2 protein-coding genes are annotated in these 3,732 nt (G+C 40.4%); both read right to left on the reverse strand.

Annotation, left to right across the window (positions count from 1 at the left end; genetic code table 11):
- A partial coding sequence (locus J6U00_RS02520) for a hypothetical protein (protein WP_296578418.1) occupies nt 1–1,221 on the reverse strand: 1,221 nt, incomplete at its 3' end.
- A 152-nt stretch (nt 1,222–1,373) separates the two neighbouring features.
- Entirely contained in the window at nt 1,374–3,644 is a 2,271-nt protein-coding gene (locus J6U00_RS02525) for a dockerin type I repeat-containing protein (RefSeq protein ID WP_296578421.1), read from the reverse strand.
- Nucleotides 3,645–3,732: the final 88 nt, after the last annotated feature.

Consider the following 3,732-nt stretch of genomic DNA (forward strand, 5'->3'; position numbering starts at 1 on the left):
CCTGTATTCTATATCGTATGCTTCGCCATTGACTACCGTAATAGTCATATAAGCATTTTTCAGTTCAACGCCGAATCCATCCTTTGGAATTTCATATTCATCCGGAATAACAAGCTTGAAGTCGAGTGGATCGGCTGTCACAGGGATAGTTCCTTTTTCAGACTCATCGGATCGCAAGCCTTTCACAGGCTTGCACAGATCAGGTATAATGCAGGGATTAGTTGATATGGGAGTGATAAGAGTATTGCTGTCAGTAACACTTGATTTACAGTGAATACTGAAACCTGTATTCTCATCAATTATCACAGGTTCGCCTGTATCATAGTCGGTTATCTTTATTCTTGCATCTCCCTTTGAAAGGGCTGGAGTTTTAAAGGAGGCATCCTGATAGGCAGCTGCAAAGCCGTAGTAAATATCTTCATGGTGGTATGTATCGACCACGTCCCAGCGTATATACACAGGGCCTTCCGAAATTGATTCATATACCACAATATCCGACACAGCTCTCGGACCTCCAAAAAAGCCTGCAAATTCTGTCTTTTTTGAGCAGCTCCATTTTGCTGTTTGACGTATGTTTTCGGAACAGTAACCCTCCTGCCATTTAGAAAACATATTTGTAGGATTTGGCAGACAGAATACAATCTTATCATCAATGACTGAAACTGTGTCATGCTCTTTGTAGAATTCCTCGAACTCAGTTATGCAGTCGGGGAGCTTGGCATAGAGATCAGTTTCGGTGATATTCAGCATATCATCAACGAAAAATTCATAAGAGGGTATATAATTATTACCGTCAAAATCGGTAAGAGGATCCAATGACGGACTGGTAAGTGAAGTCTTGAAACTGCCTGCGCTTACAGGCTTGTAGACGAATATTTCGATATCCATATTCGAGTTGATCCGGTACTGTTCATGGAACACTTTTTTCATTACGCCCTCGGTAACAGAAACAATGTATTCTGCTTTCGGTATACTATCATTCGGAGAATAACTTTTGCAGAAAGTAACGCACAGAAGATCGTCCTGTATGTATGTTCCGCCATGAAGGGTGAAGAACTGATAGGCAGCATGATCGCTCTGCGGTACCCATTCAGGGAGCTCTATACTATCCGACACTTCTTCCGCATGAACAGTCGGAAAAGTATCAGCAGGGATTTTGCATGAACAAAACAGCAGCAAGACTGCTGTGGTAAATGCAGTAAAGATGCGTGATATCCTCATAGTTTTTAACCTCCTTTAGGCGTTATGGATTTTTGCTTCTTTTGTTGATAATATCGTATCATAAAACTATCGTAACGTCAAGCAAAATTGCAATTATGTATAAAGATATCCGCCTGCAGGCGGATATCTGATTTGTGCTATACTTGCTATGTTTATGACTTGAACTCACTGCCTCCCCATTCAACAACTGTAAAGCCCTTCCTCTCAAAGGTCTCAAATTGCTGAGGTTCGATATCAACCGCTTCTTCAAGAGGAATATATGTCATGAATATGCGGAGCAGGCTGTCAGGTGTAGGAGTAATGTTCAGTTTTGCGGAATTTGTATAGGTATCGCCCTGGAAAGAAATGAGGTTATACTTGTTATGCTCCATTAGCGGCAGCCAGTATACGATGAACTCATTCATTTCCTCTTCGGTCAGTCCCATGTATGTGAGCTTTTCTTTGAGGAAACTCTCGGTATCACTGCCTGCAACACAAAATCCTTTTGAGAAATCAAATCTTGTGCGGCAGTTTACTGCGTCCCAGAAAAGATACTTATGATGTGTATCGTCAGCCTTGTTGAGAAGTGAACCGTCGGGGAAAGCTGTAACGTCCCAGCCGTTGTTATATTTCGGGTATGTTGTGGAGAGCTCGGCTTCTGTAAGCTCCAGTTCAACATGAACATCGGTTTCCTGCTGTGGATAAAGATAGATAACGGGTTTAGCTGCAACTGCTTCATAATTTATCGTAGGAGTAATTCCATCATCTTTTACTGTTTTTATCCAGCCGTTTTGTCCGTTATATTCAGTAAATAACCATTTATCTTCATTCTTATTGTATCCAAGCTCTCTAATGCGTGTTCTCACAGGGATAGAAGCGACGCAGTCATAGCTTTCGTCAGGCCCAAGGTATAATTTCAGCCCGTCTTCCTGAACCATTAATGGGGTACTATATCCAATATACTCATCGGGCCAAACAACGTCTTTGAAAATGCAGTTGATAAGAGCTTGCCTCATAAGTGTCAGGTCGAATATATCAAGCATGTCATCATTGAAAAAGTCAGCTGCCTTCCAGTCGGCAAGAACGGTGTCGTGAACTCCAAGTAGCCATTTCTGGAGCATTACAAGATCTGATATTTTGAATTTGCCGTCAGAATTCACATCACCCGTCGGAATAAATCTGATTGGAACAATAATATCCATAGAGTTGTTGTCATATACAGTTGTTTGAATATCATCTTTTCTGATATCACAGCTACTTGGAACTGCACGTAAACTGGTATCAAATCTGCTGATTTTATCTATATTAAAACCTGAAGATACTTCATCGCTGAGATCCAAGTTGTAAGGATTAGAATCAACAGTGAAATCTTTACTAATAAAGTATGGGAGTGCCTGATCTTCCTTATAGTAGCTAATAGCAGCGTTTAATTCAAACGGATAATCATAATCGTCGGTATTAATAGCTTTTCCATTATCCGCATCGATCAACTTAAATCGAATAGTATCTTTCTCAGGAATATTCTGCTCCTTTTTCAGTCTGAATACAATATCAGCTGTGTTGTTATCATATTTTTTGACGGTAATATATTCTTTGGGAACAATATTTCCGTTGTAATAACCAGGGGAAGAAATATCCGTTTCTGGGGTTAAATAGCCTTTGGGCAGATTACTCAATCCGAATGAAAAATTGTCTGCTTCAAGGTACGATCCTGCAATCATGTCAATTGTCGGATTTGCTAAAAGCATGATGGGCTGACTCTGCAGAATATATTTGCCTTCTGGTGTTTCGTAGCTTACATTTGTCCAGATAAAAGGCATATCATCTTCGGGAACAGCAATGGGGGCGCCGGTATCATAGTCAGCAAGTGTAAATCGAATATTGCCATTAAGCAACACGGTCTGTGCATCATCTAGAACAACACAGTCGGCAGAAAGGTGTTTTTTTACATCCTCACCGCTTGAATAAACTGCTCCAAAATCGTAGGATATCTTGTCATATCCGTCCTTGACTGCTTTATATACGCAGATCGTATTGATTTGTCCTCCGTCAATAGGAACAGCAGATTCGGAACTGCAATTGCTTAATGCTTCAAGCTCAAAGCACACATTTCCTTGGCCTTTCAAAGTCCAATCAAAGCCAGTGCCTGCGTCATGAGAAAGGCAGAAAACAACATAATTGTCCTTTACAGATAAATGGCTGTTTTTATCTGCATAATCCCAGTATTCCTTTTCGCAGTCAGGAAGCCAGCTGTAGATATCAGTTTCAATGATGTTGCATTTATCATCTACTGGAAACGAATATCGCTGATCAGGAATTGATGAATCGATATTTCTGTCTTCCATTTCAACAGAAAATTCACCTTTTGAGAAAGTTGACAGCGCGATTACATAGAATTCCGTATCACCTTGTACAGGATTATCAGAATGGGTATAGCTTCTCATATCATATCCTGAGAATGTACCGTTATAACCCGGAAGGCTGAATTTATAACGTTCGAATTGGATTAGATTTTTAGTATCTAGAGGTTCG

Origin of the sequence: Ruminococcus sp., from assembly GCF_017650195.1 — a bacterium.
Classification (GTDB): domain Bacteria; phylum Bacillota; class Clostridia; order Oscillospirales; family Ruminococcaceae; genus Ruminococcus.